The 20,156-nt window shown below is 36.3% G+C and carries 14 protein-coding genes and 2 pseudogenes; 7 read left to right on the top strand and 9 right to left on the bottom strand.

The genetic code is table 11. The features are described from left to right. Positions 1 to 407 precede the first annotated feature (407 nt). The 3 genes from addB to trxA all read left to right on the top strand — a co-directional run bounded on the left by addB (position 408) and on the right by trxA (position 7,425). A complete protein-coding gene (addB, locus tag GGR10_RS03580; protein WP_182479956.1) occupies positions 408 to 3,539 on the top strand; it encodes a double-strand break repair protein AddB in 3,132 nt (1,043 codons plus the stop codon). Beyond that, entirely contained in the window at positions 3,536 to 6,994 is a 3,459-nt protein-coding gene (addA, locus tag GGR10_RS03575) for a double-strand break repair helicase AddA (protein WP_182479955.1), read from the top strand. The genes addB and addA overlap by 4 nt, the downstream gene beginning before the upstream one ends. Positions 6,995 to 7,101: 107 nt before the next feature. Beyond that, positions 7,102 to 7,425, top strand: a complete 324-nt coding sequence (gene trxA, locus GGR10_RS03570; RefSeq protein WP_182479954.1) for a thioredoxin — start codon at positions 7,102 to 7,104, stop codon at positions 7,423 to 7,425. Between the two features lie 89 nt (positions 7,426 to 7,514). Here trxA and GGR10_RS03565 read toward each other — a convergent pair whose 3' ends face one another. From GGR10_RS03565 to GGR10_RS03555, 3 genes and pseudogenes are all read right to left on the bottom strand, one after another. Beyond that, positions 7,515 to 9,092, bottom strand: a complete 1,578-nt coding sequence (locus GGR10_RS03565; RefSeq protein ID WP_182479953.1) for a peptide chain release factor 3 — start codon at positions 9,090 to 9,092, stop codon at positions 7,515 to 7,517. Positions 9,093 to 9,102: 10 nt separating this feature from the next. Continuing rightward, complete coding sequence (locus tag GGR10_RS03560; protein WP_182479952.1) at positions 9,103 to 10,752, bottom strand: lysine--tRNA ligase; 1,650 nt, start codon at positions 10,750 to 10,752, stop codon at positions 9,103 to 9,105. A 420-nt stretch (positions 10,753 to 11,172) separates the two neighbouring features. Further along, positions 11,173 to 11,605: pseudogene (locus GGR10_RS03555) on the bottom strand (argininosuccinate synthase domain-containing protein); the annotation flags it as partial. A gap of 185 nt (positions 11,606 to 11,790) precedes the next feature. Here GGR10_RS03555 and GGR10_RS03550 point away from each other — a divergent pair. Next, positions 11,791 to 12,435, top strand: a complete 645-nt coding sequence (locus tag GGR10_RS03550) for a LysE family translocator (RefSeq protein WP_182479951.1) — start codon at positions 11,791 to 11,793, stop codon at positions 12,433 to 12,435. Between the two features lie 7 nt (positions 12,436 to 12,442). On the opposite strand, the gene rlmN is transcribed toward GGR10_RS03550, so the two are convergent. From rlmN to lptC, 6 genes and pseudogenes are all read right to left on the bottom strand, one after another. Further along, the gene (gene rlmN / locus GGR10_RS03545) at positions 12,443 to 13,660 is read right to left on the bottom strand and encodes a dual-specificity RNA methyltransferase RlmN (protein WP_182479950.1); all 1,218 of its coding nucleotides are present in this window, start codon (positions 13,658 to 13,660) and stop codon (positions 12,443 to 12,445) included. Positions 13,661 to 13,715: 55 nt separating this feature from the next. Next, the gene (locus GGR10_RS03540) at positions 13,716 to 14,219 is read right to left on the bottom strand and encodes an invasion associated locus B family protein (protein WP_182480085.1); all 504 of its coding nucleotides are present in this window, start codon (positions 14,217 to 14,219) and stop codon (positions 13,716 to 13,718) included. A gap of 865 nt (positions 14,220 to 15,084) precedes the next feature. Beyond that, on the bottom strand, positions 15,085 to 15,549 hold the full coding sequence (gene ptsN / locus GGR10_RS03535) for a PTS IIA-like nitrogen regulatory protein PtsN (RefSeq protein ID WP_182479949.1): 465 nt from the start codon (positions 15,547 to 15,549) through the stop codon (positions 15,085 to 15,087). Positions 15,550 to 16,138: 589 nt separating this feature from the next. Next, a pseudogene (gene lptB / locus GGR10_RS03530) lies at positions 16,139 to 16,864 on the bottom strand (LPS export ABC transporter ATP-binding protein); the annotation flags it as partial. Between the two features lie 82 nt (positions 16,865 to 16,946). After that, positions 16,947 to 17,546, bottom strand: a complete 600-nt coding sequence (locus GGR10_RS03525; RefSeq protein WP_182479947.1) for an LptA/OstA family protein — start codon at positions 17,544 to 17,546, stop codon at positions 16,947 to 16,949. 83 nt (positions 17,547 to 17,629) lie between these two features. Further along, entirely contained in the window at positions 17,630 to 18,274 is a 645-nt protein-coding gene (gene lptC / locus GGR10_RS03520; RefSeq protein ID WP_182479946.1) for an LPS export ABC transporter periplasmic protein LptC, read from the bottom strand. Between the two features lie 194 nt (positions 18,275 to 18,468). Between lptC and ihfB the strand changes: the two genes are divergently transcribed. The 3 genes from ihfB (at position 18,469) to GGR10_RS03505 (ending at position 20,154) form a co-directional block, all read left to right on the top strand. Continuing rightward, on the top strand, positions 18,469 to 18,747 hold the full coding sequence (gene ihfB, locus GGR10_RS03515; protein ID WP_010703183.1) for an integration host factor subunit beta: 279 nt from the start codon (positions 18,469 to 18,471) through the stop codon (positions 18,745 to 18,747). Between the two features lie 8 nt (positions 18,748 to 18,755). Continuing rightward, positions 18,756 to 19,067 carry a LapA family protein gene (locus GGR10_RS03510; RefSeq protein ID WP_182479945.1) on the top strand — a complete coding sequence of 104 codons (312 nt, stop codon included), beginning with the start codon at positions 18,756 to 18,758 and terminating at the stop codon, positions 19,065 to 19,067. A 154-nt stretch (positions 19,068 to 19,221) separates the two neighbouring features. Beyond that, positions 19,222 to 20,154: a class I SAM-dependent methyltransferase gene (locus tag GGR10_RS03505; protein ID WP_182480084.1), complete on the top strand. Its 933-nt coding sequence runs from the start codon at positions 19,222 to 19,224 to the stop codon at positions 20,152 to 20,154. Positions 20,155 to 20,156: the final 2 nt, after the last annotated feature.

The following is a 20,156-nucleotide window of genomic DNA, read 5'->3' as shown; positions in this document are numbered from 1 at the left end:
ATATTATTATGCGTCTTATACATATTTTCTCATGAGTAGGAAACAATTCATGAGATTTAATTTGGTATCATTAAACCACTTTTTTAACGCAAAATCGTCTTCTCTTATTCTTAAAATGCAGATTTTCTCCTGATTAATCATAATCTTTTTGCTCCATACAAATTGGGATATTATTATCTTTAGCCCTTACAAATCTATTGCTTTAATCACTATGTGCCACAAAACTATAAAACAAAGCGTAATGGTTGTATTATATGCAACCGCAACACTTCACTCCTCCTTCTGTTTTGGAAAAACCACTGTATAAACGCAGTTTTTCAAGCTTTTGCTAATTGAAAATTAATATACAATGGAAATAATCAAAAGATAACTAAGATGGAATCTTTATGCTCCAAAAACAAAGCTCAATGACTCGTAAACCGCGTGTATTTTCTATTTCTCCTGGAACTTCTTTTTTGCCTCATTTTGTTGATGCACTTCTCTCAGGTACCTTTATTGATGACTTTGCACCAAATGGAGATATCCAAGCTGCGCTTGTTGATACCCTTATTTATGTACCAACACGGCGTGCTGCCCGCGCTTTACGTGCAGCCTTTGCTGAAAGAAGTCATACACGATCGAGCTTTTTGCCCACTATCCGCCCTTTAGGAGATATGGATGAAGAAAGTTCTTTTTTTGTTGAAAATCATGATAGTATTTTAACACTCAATCCCCCTATTAAAGAAAGTGAACGTCTTCTCCTTCTAGCACGCCTTATTCGTCCCTGGCGTGAAAATCTACCAGCCCATTTGCGTGCTATATTTGGTACAGAAGATGTGCTCATTCCTGCTAATACCGCTGATGCAATTTGGCTTGCGCAAGATTTAGCAAGCTTGATGGATGAAGTTGAAACAGAATCTGCAGATTGGTCAAAACTTAAAGATATTTGCCCTGATATGGTTGCTGAATGGTGGCAAATTACTTTAGATTTTTTAACTATTATTACACAAAATTGGCCTCAAATTTTAAAGGAAAAACAACGAAGCAATCCGGTTGAATGGCGCAACCAAGCACTCAAAATACAAGCAGATATTTTACACCGCACACAACCTAATAAACCTATTATCGTTGCTGGTGCAACAGGTTCTATTCCTGCAGTTGCCCATCTTTCAAAAGTAGTTGCCTATCTGCCCAAAGGAGCCGTTGTTCTCCCAGGACTTGATCTTTATATGGATGAAGCGCAATGGGATGCATTAGGCACAATGAATAAAGATACAACAACTCTTGATTGTTTTGATCATGCTCTTGGTGCTTTTAGTCACCCTCAATATCATTTAAAGAAATTTTTATCTCTTATGAAATGTCAACGCATTCATGTGAGTGAAATTGGCCAAAGAAGTATAATGCAAACAAAACGCGCTGCCATTGTATCAGAAGCGCTACGACCCGTTTCTACTACAGATCAATGGGCACAAATCGTGCGTGATGATTATGAAAATGTTTGCGCAGATTGGTCACTGATTGAAGCCAGTAATGAACGCGAAGAAGCTTTAGCCATTTCTATTGCTTTACGTAATGCCATTGAAGAGCCTCAAAAAATTGCAGCTCTTATTACTAATGACCGCAACTTAGCACGCCGTGTTGTCGCTGAATTACAGCGATTTGGGATTGAAGCAAATGATTCAGGTGGAATACCACTTGCACATACATTACCTGCAACCCTATTACGACTGCTGTTAGAGAATGTATTTAAGCCTGGTGATCCTATCGCCTTTCTATCTCTTCTTAAACACCCACTCACAATTCTAGGACAAAATCGTCAACGTTTACGTGAAATAGTAGAAAATTTTGAATTATTTGTTCTTCGAGGCAATCCTAATCGTATCAACCTTTGCAAATGTGATCAATTTCTTGAAACATGGGTGCAAAGATATTCCTATAACATGTCTGACACCTGCCCCCTTGATCCACAAAAAACCGAAGAGGCACGATCACTTTGTCACCTTTTGGTTAAAGCAGTTGAACCATTAGCGTCTTTGATAAAACAGGATAAAGAATGTACCATCAATGAAGTTGCAATAGCAACTGTTGAGGCATTTGAAAATTTTGGGCGAGACGATAATAACTCTTTTGTGCACCTTTATCAAAATGAAGCAGGAAAAGCTCTATCAATTTTTTTGCATGAATTGGTGAATGATCAATCAGGATTAAAGTTTCATCTTTATGAATGGCCTGCTATGTTTTCAGCTCTTATAGCAACCCGTTGTGTAAGCCCCTCTCCCGGTGGGCATCCGCGTTTATTTATTTGGGGGACCTTAGAATCACGCTTGCAAACAGTCGATACAGTTGTTCTTGGCAGCCTTAATGAAGGGTTTTGGCCCTCAACAACCCGCAATGATGCTTTTTTATCGCGGCCAATGAAAATGACACTAACTCTTGAACCACCTGAAAAGCGTATTGGCCTTGCAGCACATGATTTTCAATGGGCCATGGGAATGAATAAAGTGGTGATGAGCCGAGCTACGCGGGTCAACCATATTCCTTCTGTTCCCTCACGCTGGTTGCAACGTTTAGAAACAGTAGTGGGCAAACAAGTTTGGAAACAAATCTGCTCACGGGGAGAGACATTTCTTCATTGGGTAAAAATGCTCGACAAAACAGATACGATTGGTTTTACACCACGACCTTGCCCTGTACCGCCACTCGATATGCGCCCACGTCATTTTTCAGTGACTGAAATAGAAACATTGCGCTATAATCCTTATGCTATCTATGCTAAAAAAATCTTGCGCCTCAAACCACTTAAGGCTCTCATTTATAGCCCCTATGCAGCTGACCGTGGAATTTTATATCATGCTATTCTTGCCGCTTTTTGCACACAAATAAAAGACCCAAACGTTGCTCATGCATTAGCGACATTTATGGCCATTGGGCGCAAAGAATTTGACAAATTAAATTTGCCTCCTGACATTAAAGCAATTTGGTGGTCAATTTTTGAAAATTTTGCTCCTTGCTTTATTAAATGGGAACAAAATCTTGGACCTCGTAAACGACATATTGAAGTTGCTGCTCAAAAAACGCCTATAGGCACAACAGGCATTACTCTTTCAGGGCGTGCTGATCGTATTGATATTTTACCTGATAAAATGGTTGAAATTCTTGATTTTAAAACCAATACTCCTCCTTCATCTAAACAGGTTCGTGCTTTATTACATCCACAATTGGCATTGGAAGCAGCTTTGTTAATGCAAGGAGCTTTTACAGACTTCCAAGATCTTACTCCTTCAAACTTATTTTACGTCCCCCTTAAAGGAAAAGGTCCAATCAAATCTCAATCGATTATTTCATACCAAAAAAAAGCAAAAGATCAGACAAGTGCAGTCTTACTTGGTCAAGAAGCATGGAAACGTCTTATTACATTGATTGAGTACTATCAAAATCCACAACAAGGTTATCTTTCACACGCACTCCCTTCACCTCATCGTTATGAAGGTGATTATGATCATTTGGCTCGATTATCGGAATGGTCCAGTAATTTTTATAAAGCAGGTTCATCATGACTACTTTTTTTATTCCTGAAGCAGCCCTTGATGCACAAAAAAAAGCGACACATCCGAAAACAAATGTGTGGGTTTCTGCAAATGCAGGATCTGGAAAAACTCACGTTTTAAGTGAACGCGTCATCCGCTTGCTTTTAAATGGCACACCTCCAGCGCGTATTTTATGTCTAACTTATACCAACGCAGCCGCTTCTGTGATGCAATCGCGTATTTTTCGCACACTCTCTAGTTGGAATGAACTTAATGATGAGCAACTTCAAACAGTTTTATCGCAACTTGAAAATAAGCCCACAAGTGCACAAAAACTGGCTCATGCACGTAAACTCTTTGCTCGTGCCCTTGAAACACCAGGTGGCTTAAAAATCCAAACCATTCATGCATTTTGTGAAGCTTTATTGCATCAATTTCCGCTAGAATCTAATATTGCTGGTCATTTTGAACTGCTTGATGATACAAATCGAACACAGTTATTGCACCAAGCCCGTTGCCAACTTTTAGCACATAACCATATACAATCAGCTTTAAAAGAGCTATTTAAAACTATTAGCGAAAGTACATTTGATCAATTGCTACATGAAGCTGCTCAAAAACAGCATGAATTTTCTGATTTCTTACCGTTCATTTTATCTGAAAGTGGAGAACAGCAATTACGTGCATTTTTTAATTTAGCACCCAATGAAACACATTCACAAATACTTAAAGAAATTCAACAAACCGCTTCATTGTCTCCATATACCTTCAAATATTTTCAAACCTACAGTAATAAAAAAGCAACAGACATTATAGCGAAATTTTCTCAGTTAGCGACCGTCTCAGATGAAGAAGATATTATAGACGTTGTATCAAGCATTTACTTTACAGCTGACGGCATACCACGTGATTTTTCACGTCTTCTTTCCAAAAAATCAGACGAAACTTCGTCTTTTATTCAAAAAGAGATTGAAGAAAAACAAGACAAGGTTTCTACTTTATTAGAGAAATATCAAGGTGTAAAACTTGTCACACTCAATATGGCTGCTTTTCAGATTTGTGCTACTTATCTTAAAATCTATGCGGATTTAAAAAAGGCCAATGGCCTGTTAGATTTTGATGACCTTATTGAACGCACACTCTATTTATTGCAGCGTAAAGGTGCAAGTCAGTGGGTGCAATATAAACTTGATCGTGGCATTGATCATATCCTTATCGATGAAGCACAAGATACCAACCCTGAGCAATGGCAAATTATTCAGCTTTTAGCGCAGGAATTTTTTGCAGACTATAGTCAACACACAAACATCCGCACTATTTTTGCTGTTGGTGATGAAAAGCAATCTATCTATTCTTTTCAAGGTGCTCAGCCAGAAAATTTTGCTAAAAACGGCCGCACATTTCAAAAACAAGTGCAACGCATTAATCAAAAATTTGAAAAAATACAACTGCACTATTCTTTTCGTTCTACAGCTGATATCCTCAAAGGTGTTGATCTTGTATTTGAAACGCCAGAAAATTATAAAGGACTTTCAGCAGACAATGTAAAAACAGTGCATGAACCTGTTCGTATTAACAGCCCAGGGGAAATTATTTTATGGGACACCATTTCCAAAGAAACAAACAAACTTCCTGATGATTGGCATTTAACTGTTGATCATTTGGATACACCTGAAATACGCTTAGCCAATAAAATTGCCGCAACCATTGCTAACTGGTTGCACTCAGGTGAAATGCTTCCAGCAAAGGGGCGTCTGCTGCGTGCCAGCGACATTCTGGTTTTAGTTCGTAAGCGACATGATCAATTTGTACCAGCTCTTTCTCGCGCACTTAAATTACACAATGTTCCTGTGGCTGGCGCTGACCGTTTACAATTAACCAGCCATATTAGCGTGCGCGATTTAATGGCGCTTGCACAGTTTGTTTTGCAACCACAAGATGACCTCTCTCTTGCCTGTGTTTTAAAAAGTCCACTTTTTGCGCTTAGCGAAGATGCACTCTATCACCTTGCAGCAAAACGTACAGGATCGCTTTGGCAAAGCCTTTGTACCCACGCTTCATCACATGTATCTTATAAAGATGCTTTTGAAAATTTAAGCAAATACCGTACCTTTGTTGATAAAATGCCCGTTTTTGAATTTTATAGCCATATTCTCAACAATGACAAAGGACGACAAAAAATCCTCGCTCGTCTAGGATCTGAAGCAAATGAAATTCTTGATGCTTTCATGGATTATACACTCACGATTCAAAAAACCGGTTTGCCAGGACTACAAGCCTTTTTAGAAACATTGAGTGCCAATAAACCAGAAATCAAGCGTGAACTTGATCAAAACCATGAAGAAATTCGCATTATGACTGTCCACGCTGCTAAAGGATTGGAAAGCCCTGTTGTTTTTCTGGTTGACCCAGGTAGTGCAATCTGGAATTCACGTTATACACCACACTTTTTCACATTGCCTTTGAATGGAAGAAAAGCTCTTATTTGGCGCCCAAATACACAATTTAATGCAAAACCTTTTGAAAAAGCACTTTCATATTTAAAAGAGCGTGCAGAAGAAGAGTATAAGCGCCTTCTTTATGTAGGAATGACGCGTGCTGAAGATCGATTAATTGTTTGCGGTTATAGCGGTCAACAAGAAAACCCTAATACATGGCTAAAATTAGTAAAAAAAGCCCTTCAGCCCCACACCGTTGCTATAAAAGACCCGACAGAAGATGTAGCAGTTTGGCGCTATTCTATTACACCTTCTTCTACCCCAATAAACAAAGAAATACTTGATGAAGGCAACCAAACATTGCCACCTTTACCTGATTTTTTTCATCATAAAATGCCTTCAGAACCAGCTTTACCAAAACCCTTAAGACCTTCTGTTGCTAGTCCTTTCATTGATGTTGACGCTGAATCTTTCCCTAATCAAACACACCTTAGCATTTCACCTGTTTTAGGAGAAAAAAATACAAACAAAATTTTCACTATTGAATATGGTAATTTGGTTCACCGCTTACTACAATATTTACCTGAGTGCCCTCCCCAACAGCGTTTTGATTATGCTCAGCGCTATCTTAACATCAAGGCTTCCCATTGGCCTGAAATTCAAAGAGAAAAAGCACTTCAACAAGTTTGTAAATTGCTAGAAAATCCACATCTCAAGTCTCTTTTCTCTGATAATTCCCGCGCTGAAGTTTCGCTTATGGGTACCTTCAAAATTCATGGTAAAGAACAGATAATTTCCGGCCAAATTGACCGTTTATGTGTCACCCAAGACAGCGTTCTTTTTGCTGATTTTAAAACAGGAATTCCACCAGAAGATGAAACGACTATCGCACCAAATTATTTATTACAAATGGCTCTTTATCGAAAATTGCTGCAAACTATTTACCCAGATAAAAATATTGATGCCTTTCTTATTTATTGTAAAGAAGCAAAAATTTTTACACTTACTCCTAAAAAACTCGATGCATGTTTAAATGAATTTACCTGATAAAGAAAAAAAACTTTATAAAAGGTCTTGCCCTCCTTTATTTTATCATTACTTGACATTAATCAAAGTCATCTTAATATGTAAAAGAATATATAAAGGCTCAATCAATGACATGTATAAAAACTGATAATAGCAATTTCGAAAACGAAGTTCTTACCTCTTCCACCCCTGTTGTAGTTGATTTTTGGGCAGAGTGGTGTGGCCCTTGCAAAATGATTGCACCAATCCTTGATGAAATTTCAATAGAAATGCAAGACCAGGTGAAAATTGCCAAAGTCAATATTGATGAAAATCCAGAACTGGCTACACAATATGGAGTGCGCTCGATCCCCACTCTTTTGATGTTTAAAAATGGAAATATCTCATCTCATATGGTTGGCGCCGTTTCTAAAGGACGCCTCTGCGAATGGATTAAAGAGGGGCTTGGTTAAATCTTCTTATAATAAACTTTTATATAAAGAGAGAAGTTCTAAAGAGTTCTTTACCTTCTTAAAACGATTTTCTTTGCTAAAACAAATTATTATTTAGAACGGATTTGATAATCCTTAAAAGGTGAAAATTTTATTTTTGGGGCTCGTTCTGCTTCATAATTTAATGAAAAATGATTTTCTGCTAAAAAAACCGGATCACCATCCAAATCATGAGCAATAGCAGAGCGGTGGTTTGTGATAAAATTTTGAAGTTCATCTTTATTGTCTGTAAAAATCCAACGACAAATATTAAAACGCGCTGGTTCAAAGCTTACGGGTAAAGAATACTCCACTTTCAGTCTTTCTATTAAAACATCAATTTGCAAAGCACCAATAACACCAATAAGAGCAGGTGATCCATCGTCAGGAATAAAGAGTTGAACAACTCCCTCTTCAGCCATTTGCCGCAAAGCTTCTTTAAGCTTTTTTGCTTTCATGGGATCGTTCAAACATACGCGACGCAAAATTTCTGGTGCAAAATTTGGTAAACCTTTAAAGAGAATATCCTCCCCTTCAGTCAAAGTATCACCAATTCGCAAAGTTCCATGATTAGGAATCCCGACTACATCACCAGCATAGGCTTGATCAGCAATTTGGCGTGAACGAGCAAAGAAAAATTGCGGTGTCGAAAGTGTCATTGGTTTTCCCGTCCGAACTAATTTTGCCTTCATACCACGCTTAAGCGTCCCCGAACATACCCGTAAAAACGCAATCCGATCACGATGATTAGGGTCCATATTGGCTTGAATTTTAAAAACGAACCCTGTCATCTTGGATTCTACAGCCATTACGGTGCGCTGATCAGCCACCTGATCACGAGGACTTGGACCAAAATCAACTAACGCATTTATCAAATCACGAACACCAAAATTACGTAAAGCTGAACCAAAATAAACAGGTGTCATATGACCTTCACAGAAAGCTTGAAAATCAAAATTTTTGCATGCATCACGGGCAAATTCTACGCCTTCAACAAAAGATGCACGTTGATTTTCAGGAAGTAAATTAGAAACCTCAACAGGCCCAGAAACTACTTGTGGAGTTACTTCATCATCATGTTGACGAAAATAATTATGATGAAGATCAAAAGTACCTTTAAAATCTTTACCTATACCTACAGGCCACGTGATTGGAGCAGTATCAAGAGCAAGTTTTTCTTCAATTTCATCTAAAATTTCTAGGGGGTCACGCGCCTCACGATCCATTTTGTTAACAAAAGTAACAATAGGAATGTCCCTCATTCGGCAAACTTCAAATAGCTTTAATGTCCTAGGCTCAATTCCGCGTGCACCATCCAATACCATGATAGCACTATCAACCGCCGTGAGAGTGCGATATGTATCATCGGCAAAATCAGCATGGCCTGGAGTATCTAATAAATTAAAAATATGCCCCTCATATTCAAATGTCATCACAGATGTTACAACCGAAATACCGCGGTCACGTTCAATTTTCATCCAATCAGAACGAGTTTGAATACGGTCTTTTTTTGCTCTCACCTCACCAGCAAGTTGAATAGCTCCACCAAACAGTAACAATTTTTCTGTTAACGTCGTCTTTCCTGCATCAGGGTGAGCAATAATCGCAAATGTACGCCGCCGCTTTACCTCTTGCGCTCTATTTTCCATTATTTCCCCCTTAAAATCGTGAAAGCACGTCAGCAATGAGCGCACGCATTTTATCAATTCCATAAAGTGCAATAAACGATCCAAACCTTGGTCCCCGTTCTTGCCCTAAAAGGACTTCATAGAGCATTTGAAAAAAAACATTCGAAACACCAGGGCCCCCTTCAGGACTTTTTTTGTTATGATCTTGATAACGCTCGGTTAAACGTGCAACATCAAGAAGCGCACTTTGAATTGTATTTTCATCAACAGTTTCTGGAAGGCTGGCTAATTTTTCATCAATTTTAGCCAATGTTAAACGTTCATCTTCATCAGGTATGCGAAATTTCTTGTTTGGTTTTACAAAAATACCAAAATATTTAATGGCAAATTCCACTAACTGGTCAAGCATTGGGTATGTTTGTGGATTTGCTCCTTTAGCATAGCGAGAAATAAATCCCCAAAGCACTTCTTTATTTTCAGCATTTGAAGCACTTACTAAATTCAATAACATAGCAAAAGATACAGGCAAACTAATCTGTGGAGGGCAACCATTATGGATATGCCATACGGGGTTATTTAACCGTTCTTTCCATAACTGGCGATTATAAGCTGAAAGATGTGCATAATATTCATCAACAGCTTTTGGAATAACATCAAAATAAAGTCGTTTTGCCGTTTTAGGCTTTAAAAACATATAAAGTGCTAAGCTTTCTGTTGGTGCATAGGTCAACCATTCATCAATAGTCAAACCATTCCCTTTAGATTTGGAAATTTTTTGTCCTTTATCATCTAAAAAAAGCTCATAATTGAACCCTTCAGGCGGATTACTACCAAGTACTTTGCAAATTTTAGAAGAAAGAGTGACAGAATCGATAAGATCTTTTCCTGCCATTTCATAATCAACCCCAAGCGCTTTCCAGCGCATTGCCCAATCCACCTTCCACTGGCATTTAACCTTTCCACGTGTGATTTCTGTTTCAATTGTTTCACCTGTTTCAGGTTCTATATAAGTGACAGTGCCTTTCTCAACATTACGATCAATCATTGGTACTTGTAAGACTTTTCCAGAAACAGGAGAGATAGGTAAAAAGAGTGAATATGTTGCCCGCCGCTCTTCACCCAATGTTGGTAGAATAATGTCCATAACCTGGTCATAACAAGCAAGTATTTTTAAAAGTGCTTCATCAAAACGACCAGAGTTATAATAATCGGTAGAACTGACAAATTCATAATCAAAACCAAAATGATCAAGAAAAGTGCACAAACGCGCGTTGTTAGCTGCTCCAAAAGAAGGATAAACATCCCCAAAAGGATCTGGCACACGACTAAGTGGCTGACCAAGATAACGCTCCATCTTTTCACGGTTAGGTACATTATCAGGAACTTTGCGCAAACCATCCATATCATCAGAAAAACACAAAAGTTTTGTTTTAACTTGGTTCTCAGTTAAAATGTGAAACGCATGACGTACCATGGTCGTGCGGGCTACTTCTCCAAAGGTACCAATATGCGGCAAACCAGAAGGCCCATAACCTGTTTCAAATAAAACGCTCTCTGGATAACCTGTTTTTTCATAACGCTTGATAATTTTGCGTGCTTCTTCAAACGGCCAAGCTTTCGACTGGGCAGCTGCATCAATTAATTCGGGTGTAAGACTAAGGGCAGCACATTGATCACGCATTTATAATTTTTATCCTTAAATTAAACTGTTTAATACCATGGTGTATGGTCATTGAATTTATTCGTCAATAATAGCAAAGTTAAAAGTAGCAAAATTCTTTTATCTCATTTTATTATTTTACAATAACCTTGCTTTTATACTTTAATTGGCTTTTTTAAGTGTTGTCATTTTAAACTTTACCCTACTACACTTACTCCAAAAGAAAACAAATCCTCTCATATTGAAGACAACATAGACAAATAACGTACCTGTTGTTGGTGAAAATGAGTAATAAAAAACTTTGTTAAATATTTTGTCTAAAAGTTATTTTTCCAGAAAAAATATTGACGTAGTTTTTTATTATTTTCATAATTTTGATGAACGCATTGCTAATGTGCGTAAGCGTAAAGCATTTAATTTAATAAAGCCAGCAACATCTTTAACTTTAATATTGGGGCCAAGAGCATAGGCAAAAAGTTCAAAACGTACTTGATCATTCCTTTTTCCTGTTGCGCCATGAGCAATTGCATCTGCACCTGTTTCTTTAGTAATTTCAATAAGATGTTTTGAAATAAGTGAGCGAGCAATTGATATCCCTAAAAGATAAACCCCTTCATAAACTGCATTTGTTCGAAATATTGGAAACACAAAATCACGTACAAATTCTTCACATAAATCTTCAATATAGATTTCCTTAATACCAAGCATTTTGGTTTTAAACGTGCAGGCTTTAATTCTTCCCCTTACCCTAAATCAAGCTGTAAAAGTTACAACTTTAACACCGAGTTCGCCTTGTAACCATTTAAGAATGATTAATGTATCTAATCCCCCTGAATAATAAGACAACTTTCTTAATATCTTGCCATTTTTTCATTTTAAAGCTCTACACCATTTTCCTTCTTTTCTTTTATTCAGAAATCAACCCCACGCAAACAATCAAAACAAATTCCCTTTAAACAATATTAAAAGGATGCAAAAAAGAATGAAAAAGCTTAAAAAAAATGTGTATGTGAAAAGTTTAAGAAGGTATAGCAATCTCTTTATATAAAGGAAGTTTAAATGTCATTTTTCCCTGAATGGCCCATTTTTGTACAATTCGCTCTAACATCTTTGATTTTAGCGCTTATCCCAGGACCTGATATGATGCTTTCAGTGGGACGGACTATTGCACAAAATAAAAAAGCTGGGATTATGTGTGCCTTTGGTAGTGCAACAGGTTTTGCCATTCAAGTTACTGCTGTAGCTATTGGTTTATCAGCACTTATTGTCACCTCACCGAGGGCTTTTTTTCTTCTGAAAATTGTTGGTGCTTTCTTTCTTCTATGGCTTGCTTTTCAAACATTGTTAAAAAACTCAACATTTTCCCTACAACAAACATCTCCACCAAAACATCAAAGTCTCAAACGTAATTATCTTGCAGGAGTTGGAATTAATCTTTTAAATCCCAAAGTTATTCTTTTTAATATGACTTTCTTACCTCAATTTATCGACGTGAATGACCCCATGGTCAAACAAAAATTGTTTATTTTGGGGCTTTCCTATATTCCTATATCTTTACCCATTACAATTTTATTGGTTCTTATGGCCAACAAATTTTCCACGAGTTTAAAGGAAAACCCTTTTTACATTCGCATGCTCAATTGGCTTATTGCCGCTATCTTCATTATTTTTGCTTTACGCCTACTTATCATCAAAGCGCACTAAATTAAGCTTATTCATCCCCAGTTGTATTTTCGCAGTGCAATCGCTCAGATTTACGCAAGCGTTCTGAAGCTGATTTTAGCTGTCCACAGGCAGCTAAAATATCACGACCACGCGGCATCCGAATGGGTGAAGCATAACCTGCTTGATTAATGACATCAGCAAAGCGTTCAATTTGTTCCCAATCAGAACATTGATAATGACTTCCCGGCCATGAATTAAAAGGAATTAAATTGATCTTAGCAGGAATACCTTTAAGCAATTGTACTAATTGTTTAGCATCATCCAAACTATCATTCACGTCTTTCAGCATAACATATTCAAATGTAATTCGTTTTGCATTAGAAAGACCAGGATAATTACGACAAGCGTCCATTAACAGAGCAAGTGGATATTTTTTATTGATTGGTACCAATATATCTCGTAATGCATCATGTACAGCATGAAGGGAGATTGCTAACATAACTCCAATTTCTTTTCCGGCTCGTATAATTTCAGGAACTACTCCACTTGTTGAAAGTGTGATTCGCCGTTTCGATAAAGAAAGTCCATCACCATCAGATGCAATCAATAAAGCTTTTTTGACCGCTTCAAAATTATAAAGCGGTTCACCCATACCCATCATAACAATATTGGTGACTTTGCGCCCTTCGATTGAAACAGCTGCACCATCAGGTGTATTTTTCTCAGGAAAATCACCCAAACGATCACGTGCAACTAATAATTGCGCCAAAATTTCTTCAGCTGTCAAATTACGAACAAGTGTCTGTGTTCCTGTATGACAAAAAGAACAGGTTAATGTACACCCTACTTGAGATGAAATACATAAAGTACCCCGCCCTTCTTCAGGAATATAAACTGTCTCAATTTCAACAGGCTTTCCAGCACCACGCGCTGGGAAACGCAAAAGCCATTTACATGTACCATCGTTTGATGTTTGTTCTTCAACAATTTCCGGACGCGCAATAGAAAAATGATCTTGAAGCATTCTGCGCATTGGCTTAGCAATATTTAACATTTCATCAAAATGTGAAACACCACGCACATAAAGCCAATGCCAAAGTTGACGTACGCGCATACGCGTTTGATGTTTTGGTACACCAATTTCCTCTAAAGCTTGCACCATTTCATCATGCGACAAGCCAATTAAGGATAGTTTAGGCCTCTCCTTTATCTCAATATCATCTACTTTGAGCACTTGACATGCACCACCTGATTGAAAAATCATATAAAATAGCTATTGATTTCCAGTTTATATAGCTATTTTTAAAATTATAAGCGCTTTAATGACATTTTTGTGCCATATTTAACGCAGCCGTCACCCCTTTTAAGGAATAAGTGTAAGTAGTATGCGTTCCCCGTTTTGAGGTCGCTTTTACCACCATATCTTTACCCGAACGCATAGCAGAAACAAGCTGTTTTTCCATCTCCGATGATGCTAACCAAGCTGATGAATCCTTTGTAAAAAAGTCAAAATCTTTATCTCCAACGGTTACAGTAACTTTTGACCCTTCTTTAAGTGTATAACCAGCCATAAATTGCGGTTCGAATGTAATAGGTGAATCAGAACGTTTAGTAACTAAAAAGAAATTATCACCATGATTAACAGTTGTTGGAAGCGCACTTAAAGGTACTGACAACACATAACAAACTGTATTTTCTGATGATTTATAAGAATAAGCCCCCCAAGCTTCAAATTGATTTAAGCGGTTTGGCGTTTGTGCCCATGTTATCCCAGCAGTAGCTAGAATCATAATAGACGTAGTGATAAAAGTCTTTTTTAACATCTTCATTTAGCTCACTTCTTTATTCTCTTTAACAAAATTCTTTTATTAATAAAGCCCAACAAAGGCTGGCTAAATTTAGCATTATTGTTGTTAATTATTTAACAATAAAATAAGGCTCCCAATTAAAATAAGCCTTTCATTCTAGTGTAACCTTTTGGCTTTTATGGAATATAAATTTTTTTATTTATAACCAGATAAAAAGACAAGACTCTGATTTCATTTCGTCAAATTTATCTTTGCATAAAGAACTTATGTTTTCGTAAACAAGTATATTTCTGCCGTTTAAAAATAAAAATATACCTTACTCTGTTTGATAATTTGATTACAAAATAGAACAAAAAATGAATACATTGTCAAATCGTTAAGCAACAAATTGTAAGAATCATACTGTATACAAATGAATTATTACACAACTTTGAAAAAACATATTTTTGTGGGAAATTCTGAATTTTAAAATCTTGTTGTTATCATTAATCGATATCAAAAATTGGATCTACACGCATAAAAATACAAGAGCAGTTTTGTCTCTATATTGATCAATTCTTTGCCTATACACAAATACGAGCACTTTATGTTCACTCACTATAGTGTGCTTAAAGCTCAAGCATCACATTCCTTATCAATTAAAGCCAACTTTTAAATTTATGTGTGATGCTATTTTACGCCTTTTCTTTATTTTGCTTATTCAAAATAAATATCGCAAAATTATCAAATATTATGTGCCTTCTAATTTTGAAATATTTACACTAGAGACTAGCAGGATATTAATCTTTTCTTTTTTTAAGATTAATTACTTTAACATAAATTATGTCATATTCAGCCTTCGATTACTTCTACCATAATATATATGTACCAATATTGCCTCTCAGGCTGCATTTAATGTTAAATGTTGAAGCAATAAAGTATCAAGTGCGTCGACATCATGTGTATTGCGTAATTTGTCAATAACGTCAGAGTAATGCAAAATGCGCGTAATTTGTGACAAAGCTTTCAAATTATCCGTGCCAGCATGCTCTGGTGCTAAGAGTAGAAAAACAAGATCAACAGGTTCATCATCAAAAGTTTCAAAATCAACTGGATGTTCAAGACGAGCAAAGATACAGATATTTCGATCAATATTAGGAAATTTCCCATGAGGGATTGCAATGCCATTTCCCACACCAGTTGATCCCAATTTTTCACGCTGCAAAATAACATCAAAAACCATACGCTCATCAAGGCCTGTTAACTCATTAGCTTTCTCAGCTAAAATTTTCAGGACTTGTTTTTTCGAATTTGCTTTAAGCACCGGAATAATTGCTTCTGGTGCAATTAATTCTCTCAAATTCATAACTTATTTCCTTTTTTTTACGTTTGAATACTTATTTGCAAATCCCAAAATAGTCTTAATTTTTAAGAATTTTTGTCGATTTCTGTCAATATCTTATGTACGCTATTTTTTCATAACAGCTATGAATTAATCTTTCTAATATCACTATTAATTTAATGATAAACACGTTCAGCTTGTTTTCAACAATATTGGGAAAACAAAAATAAGACTACCGTGTCAATCAAAATTTAATTCCCGCTCTAGCAATAGCTGTCACCATTTTTATTAACTTTTCAATTGTTATAGTTAATTTGTAACCTTTGGAAGATTGTTCTCTTTCGCACAATAAGCTCCATAATATCACATACATATTGAGCTAAAGTGGTATTTTTATTTGGAGTATTAGCGGTATGGTTTAAAACAATTAATGATAACGACAAAGCTGTATAAAATACATTCAACCACTCTATTAAAAGCTATGTGTACATTTTGTAATTGGTTTGACGTATATAAAGATGCAAATCAGATGCAATTGATAGAAAGCAGCATTTACCCTTTATAGTTATGATCTTTTAATTTTAATTTGATCTTCTATAGCACATTAAAATAATCAAAGAGAAAACTGATTGCCCAAATAAATTCTGCGGACATCAGCATTATTGATAATATCGTTCGGACAACCATCAATTAACACCTGTCCTTCATGAATAATATAAGCGCGATCAACAAGATTTAATGTTTCACGCACATTATGATCGGTTATCAAAACACCGATACCACGTTGAGTTAAATGATGAACGAGTCGTTGGATATCAGAAATAGCAATAGGGTCAATTCCTGCAAATGGCTCATCAAGCAACATAAAATTGGGGCGTGAAGCTAAAGCACGTGCGATTTCAAGTCGCCGTCGTTCACCCCCAGATAAAGAAATAGCTGGTGTTTTGCGTAAATGATCAATTTTGAATTCACATAAAAGTGCATCCAATTCTTCACGACGTTTAAACCGATCTTTTTCGATCACTTCCAAAACAGCCTTGATGTTATTTTCTACTGAAAGATCGCGAAAAATAGATGCTTCTTGTGGTAAATATCCAATACCCAAACGCGCACGTTGATACATCGGCATATGGGTGACATTAAACCCATTAATTTCAATTGTCCCCCCATCGGCTTCAACTAAACCTGTAACCATATAAAAACAAGTAGTTTTACCAGCACCATTAGGGCCTAAAATACCTACAGCTTCACCGGTGCAGACATTAAAAGAAACATCCTTAACAACCTGCCTTCCTCGATAAGCTTTAACTAAATGACGCGCAACTAAAGTTCCTTTTAAAGGTTGTTTTAAAGCTTCACTTGCAAGACCATATCTAGTTGTTTGTTTTGTTTTTTTGATTTTAAGCATAAAACCTTAATAGCTATTTTTGACTTGATTTTAAAATGATTGAAGCACGATTCTTTTTCTCAAACGCCTGACAACCTTCGAGAAAAGCTCTTCCACTTTCCATATGTACTGTCAACTTGCACCCTGTCGCAACATTATTATTATCTTTCAAGACAACTTTATTACCTGTCAAGATCATCTTATTTGATTGTCCATCAAAAATACCTTTATCACCGGTAGCAATTTGCGTGGCTATTTTAATATAAACCTTTCCCAACGCTTCCATTTTCTTAATACCTGTTACATCAAAACCAACAGGCGATGTTGACTCTATGCTTTTCTTATTTTCATCAACTGCTTTATGTGTTTTATCATAATAAACGATTAATTGTGATGTTTGCATCAGTCGCTCACCTTGAACAATTGAAACATTGCCACTAAAAACAGCAACCTCCTCTTTATCGCGTATTTCTAAAGAATCTGCATGCAATTCTATGGGCTCTTTACTATTTGATAAATTAATCCCGAAATGGGCTTCCTCAGCATGTCCTAAAATCATTGTTAATCCTAATGTTCCCAAGATTAAAGCTAAATATAACCCCATTTGTTTTGTATATGATGTTCTTGGCTGCACTTAAATTATCCTCAATTTTTCCATTGTTTATGTACAGATTTATCTCCCATAAACATCATTTAAAGATTTGTGTTGGTTTTAATTTATTGTTTGTCGATCACTAAATGCACATCACCCTGAAAATATATCTTTTGCCCTTTTTCATGAATTTGCAAAGTATTTGCTTTAAGAGATAAGCCTGCACGTTTAATATGTACACATTGATCGGTCTTCAATTGGCTTTCAGATAAATTGATATCGGCAGCTATAAACTGTGCGACCATATTGTCCTGTGTTTTGACTGTAAATGGCTTATCTAATTTCAAATGATTATTAATATGATCATAAGTCCCACTTTGTGCCTGGAGAAAAGCTGTCCCCAATTTGCCTGAAGGTATTTCAGCTGTAATACCTTGTAATCCAACCACCTCAGAATGTAGAGAATCTTGAAAAGCTTCTTGCGCTTCAAGCCAATAAAGCTTGTGAGAACTCGTATAGCTTTCTAATCTTGGATTAACCATTATCAGTTTTACTATCTCATCATCTTCACTCTTTAAAACTACATTACCAGAGGAAGCAGAAAAAGAAAAAAATATAAACCAAGAAAAAACCAACGCTATAATCAATGCTACGAGAGGTAAAAATATTTTTAATAAACGAATTCGACACGAATGATGATATGCTTTCTTAAAAATATCATCAGAAGGTGATTTTATTGAAAAATCTTCACGGTAATTGTGCATAGTCATATTTGTTTTATCTCTCAAATACTCTACTTTTTTCAATCTGTAGCATCTCTTAATATGTATTTTTAAATTTTGCTTCTTGCAATCTGACTGCTCTTGGTTTTATTCTGTTTTTATTAATCTATATGCATAACGTGCGCATATGGAATGCATAATTGGTAAAATATAATCTTTTTTGCGTAAATAGAGAGGCTATTTTGATCAAATCAGAGCTCATACAAATTATTGCTCGTTATAACCCACATCTTCTTCAGCGTGATGTAGAAAATATTGTAAATGCTGTTTTTGAAGAAATTTCAACAGCGCTCATTAATGGCGACCGTATTGAACTTCGTGGTTTTGGAGCTTTTGCCGTTAAAAGTCGTTCAGCACGCAATGGTCGTAATCCACGAACAGGTGAAACCGTTGTCGTTGAAAAAAAATGGGTTCCTTTTTTCAAGACAGGTAAAGATTTGCGGGATCGACTGAATAAATGAGTAAACTAATGACAACCAAACGTATTCTTCTGGCAATTATTTTAGTGCCTCTTACAATTTTTTTGATTGCTTTTACTGTAGCTAATCGTCAAATTGTTACTTTAACGCTTGATCCTTTTCGAACTAATTCTGAAAATTTTACTTATCAAGCTCCCTTTTTTGTTTGGCTTTTTATTTTTCTTGCTCTTGGTATTTTGTTGAGTAGCGCAGTGCATTGGCTTATACAACGTCAATATCGAAAAGCTCTTAAAAAAAGTAAAGCAGAGCTTGAGAAATTAAAGACGTCGATTGCTAAAAACCTTAATATAACGACGCCTTAATGAATTTCACCCTTATTGTGTTTGACAATGAATCTTAAAGGCATTCTTGCTTTTTTTATAATGTTTAATTAATTTCAAACTTTCACATTATTCTAGAAATTCAATAGTCTTTCATAATAAACCTTCTTGCAAAGAAAGTACTATGACACCAAATATGTCTGCAAAATGCTTTCAAACACATTTCAATGGTGTGTACCCGCAAGAAAAAATACCTCTTATTTTAGAAACAAGTCCCAGTGCAGACTATGCCTTAATTGACTCTGGTAATGGACGAAAATTAGAACGTTACGGCTCTTACCGCATTATCCGACCAGAAGGTCAAGCACTATGGAAACCCGCTCTACCACAAGAAAATTGGATAGATGTTGATGCCATTTTTAAAGGTAATCGAGACGAGGAGGGTATTGGTCGTTGGTATTTTCCTAAAAAACAACTTGATGAAACATGGCCTCTTTTTTGGAATGGTTTGCCTTTTTGGGGACGTTTTACTTCTTTTCGTCATGTAGGCGTTTTTCCCGAACAAGATGCTCATTGGCGTTTGATGGAAGAACAAATTATTCAAGCCAAGCGCCCTATCAAATTGCTCAATCTTTTTGGTTACACAGGTGTTGCTTCTTTGATTGGTGCACGTGCAGGTGCAACTGTTACCCATGTTGATGCTTCTAAAAAAGCCATCACTTGGGCAAAAGCTAATCAGGAAAAAGCAGGACTATCAGATCGTTCCATTCGTTGGATATGTGACGATGCTGTAAAATTCGTTGAACGCGAATTACGTCGTAAAAAAACCTACGATATAATTCTTCTTGATCCTCCTGCTTATGGACGTGGACCTCATGGTGAGGTTTGGCAATTATTTGATCATTTACCAGAAATGATTAAAAATTGTCGCAACCTTTTATCTGATAAACCATTATCCATCGTGCTTACAGCCTATACTATTCGTGCTTCTTTTTATGCACTTCATACTTTAATGCGTGATGAATTGATAAATCTTGGTGGTATAATTGAATCAGGAGAACTAATTTTGCGTGAAGAAACTGCAGGACGTGCTCTTTCTACTTCTCTCTTTAGCCGTTGGATTGCTTGAAC

The organism is Bartonella chomelii (assembly GCF_014138465.1).
Classification (GTDB): Bacteria; Pseudomonadota; Alphaproteobacteria; order Rhizobiales; family Rhizobiaceae; genus Bartonella; species Bartonella schoenbuchensis.
The sequence above is the reverse complement of the archived record's forward strand: the minus strand, read 5'-3'. Positions and strand labels throughout refer to the sequence as shown.

Excerpts from the sequence above, each read along its gene's own strand:
- addB (WP_182479956.1), top strand. The coding sequence starts at position 408 with ATGACTCGTAAACCGCGTGTATTTTCTATTTCTCCTGGAACTTCTTTT.
- addA (WP_182479955.1), top strand. The coding sequence starts at position 3,536 with ATGACTACTTTTTTTATTCCTGAAGCAGCCCTTGATGCACAAAAAAAA.
- trxA (WP_182479954.1), top strand. The coding sequence starts at position 7,102 with ATGACATGTATAAAAACTGATAATAGCAATTTCGAAAACGAAGTTCTT.
- GGR10_RS03565 (WP_182479953.1), bottom strand. The coding sequence starts at position 9,092 with ATGGAAAATAGAGCGCAAGAGGTAAAGCGGCGGCGTACATTTGCGATT.
- GGR10_RS03560 (WP_182479952.1), bottom strand. The coding sequence starts at position 10,752 with ATGCGTGATCAATGTGCTGCCCTTAGTCTTACACCCGAATTAATTGAT.
- GGR10_RS03550 (WP_182479951.1), top strand. The coding sequence starts at position 11,791 with ATGTCATTTTTCCCTGAATGGCCCATTTTTGTACAATTCGCTCTAACA.
- rlmN (WP_182479950.1), bottom strand. The coding sequence starts at position 13,660 with ATGATTTTTCAATCAGGTGGTGCATGTCAAGTGCTCAAAGTAGATGAT.
- GGR10_RS03540 (WP_182480085.1), bottom strand. The coding sequence starts at position 14,219 with ATGTTAAAAAAGACTTTTATCACTACGTCTATTATGATTCTAGCTACT.
- ptsN (WP_182479949.1), bottom strand. The coding sequence starts at position 15,549 with ATGAATTTGAGAGAATTAATTGCACCAGAAGCAATTATTCCGGTGCTT.
- lptC (WP_182479946.1), bottom strand. The coding sequence starts at position 18,274 with ATGACTATGCACAATTACCGTGAAGATTTTTCAATAAAATCACCTTCT.
- GGR10_RS03510 (WP_182479945.1), top strand. The coding sequence starts at position 18,756 with ATGACAACCAAACGTATTCTTCTGGCAATTATTTTAGTGCCTCTTACA.
- GGR10_RS03505 (WP_182480084.1), top strand. The coding sequence starts at position 19,222 with ATGTCTGCAAAATGCTTTCAAACACATTTCAATGGTGTGTACCCGCAA.